General features: G+C 62.5%; 2 protein-coding genes. Both read right to left on the bottom strand.

Annotation, left to right across the window (positions count from 1 at the left end; genetic code table 11):
* Positions 1-227: 227 nt before the first annotated feature.
* Complete coding sequence (locus DBR24_RS30005; RefSeq protein WP_128616502.1) at positions 228-1,697, bottom strand: ATP-binding protein; 1,470 nt, start codon at positions 1,695-1,697, stop codon at positions 228-230.
* On the bottom strand, positions 1,687-1,913 hold a 227-nt coding region (locus DBR24_RS30000; RefSeq protein WP_146189153.1), incomplete at its 5' end, for a helix-turn-helix domain-containing protein. The genes DBR24_RS30000 and DBR24_RS30005, both read right to left, overlap by 11 nt.

Below are 1,913 nucleotides of genomic sequence, written 5' to 3'. Positions count from 1 at the left end.
CTGTACGGTCAGGTCGGCGTATCTCTGCAGCATCCCCCGATCAGTCCCCTTTCCCTTTGGGAGGAGGGAGAGGCAGCCAACCGGCGTGTAATAAGCTTTCCGCCGACTTGAAATACCGAGTCGATTAAGGATTCGGCGTTGTACGGTCAGGTCGGCGTATCTCTGCAGCATCCCTCGGTCAGTCCCCTCTCCCCCGGGAGAGGGCTAGGGTGAGGGGCTCTTTTGAGCTAATCCACCGAGCGCGGCAGTTGCAGGGTCACGCGCAACCCACCCTCACGCAGGTTCTGCAACGTCACCTCACCGCCATGGCTATGGGCGATGTTGCGCGCAATGCCCAAACCCAGACCATAGCCCTGCTGCTGCCCCGCCAGACGAAAGTGTGGCTCGAACACCTGCTCCAGCCGCTGCTCCGGCACACCCGGGCCTTCATCGTCGACGTGCAGGACAAACGCGCGCTCATCGTCGTCGATGTGCAGATGAGCGTTCTGCCCGTATTTCAACGCGTTGTCGATCAGGTTACCGATGCAGCGTTTCAGCGCCAAAGGCTTGCCCGGATACGTCGCCAGCGCCTTGCCTTGCTGGGTCACGCGGCCATTGCCGTTGGGCGCCAGATACGGCTCCACCAGGCAGTCGAGCACATGGTTCAGGTCCACCGGCTCGATGTTCTCGTGGATATCGGTGTCTTTCACGCACTGCAATGCGCCTTTGACCAGCAACTCCAGCTCATCCAGATCGCGGCCGAACTTGGCTTGCAGTTGCTCGTCCTCCAGCAGCTCGACGCGCAAGCGCAGGCGGGTGATCGGCGTGCGCAGATCATGGGAAATCGCACTGAACAACTGGCTGCGTTCGGTCAGGTAGCGGCTGATACGTTCGCGCATGGTGTTGAACGCACGGCCCACTTCCACCACTTCGCTGCCGCCGCCCTCGGCCACCGGTTCGACGTCGGCGCCCAGCGACAGATCCCGCGCCGCCCGCGCCAGGCGCTTGAGCGGCCGGCTCTGCCAGTGCACCAGCAGACCAATGAACAACAGCAAAAAGCCGCTGGTGAGCACGATGAACCATACCTGCTGCGCCGGCAGACCTTGTTCTTCAAGACTGGTGTAGGGCTCAGGCAACAGCGAGGCGATGTACAGCCATTCGCCCGGCGCCATCTGGATCTGCGTGACCAGCACTGGCGGGTTCACCGGTTCCAGGGTCAGCGCGTAATGCGCCCAGGAGCGTGGCAGTTCGTCGAGCTTCAGGCCGGCATTGAAGATGCGCAGATCTTCAGGACTGACGAAGGTCACCGAGATATCGGTGTCATTGCCCAGCGACTGGCGCAGCACTTCATCGACCGCTTTCATCACCGCGGCCTTGCGCGGGGTGACCGGCAGCACATCCATGCCCAGCGGTTTGTCGTTAAGCGTCACCACGAACCGCGTGCCGCCCATGCTGCGCAGTTGATCCAGCACCAGAGGCCGATAAGCCACCGGCAACGAGCGAAAGTAACTGACGCTGGCGGTCATCGAATGGGCGAGGCTGCGGGCGCTGGTGACCAGCCCTTCAAGCTGCGTGGCGCGCAGTTGCGAGACCCAGATCACACTGGACAACGTCTGTGCAAACAACACGGCGAGCAAGGTCAGCAGCAACATCCGCCCGAGCAGCGAACGCGGCACCGGCACCCTGGCAGCAAGTTTGCGCAGCGACTCAGTGACCATTGCCGGCAACCACGTTGGCTGCCAGTTGGTAGCCGCTGCCGCGTACGGTGCGAATCAGTCGTGGCGGTTTTTCCGTGTCGCGCAGGCGTTGGCGTAACCGGCTCACGGCCATGTCGACGATGCGATCGAGCGGCATCAGATCGCGGCCACGGGTGGCGTTACCGATGGTGTCGCGGTCGAGGATTTCCTGCGGGTGGTCGAGAAACAGCTTGAGCA

This window comes from Pseudomonas sp. HMWF006, from assembly GCF_003061205.1.
GTDB lineage: Bacteria > Pseudomonadota > Gammaproteobacteria > Pseudomonadales > Pseudomonadaceae > Aquipseudomonas > Aquipseudomonas monsensis.
Note: the sequence above shows the minus strand (reverse complement) of the source record. Positions and strands in the feature narration are given on the sequence as shown.

Coding starts and splice junctions, on each gene's coding strand:
- DBR24_RS30005 (WP_128616502.1), bottom strand. CDS start 1,697: ATGGTCACTGAGTCGCTGCGCAAACTTGCTGCCAGGGTGCCGGTGCCG.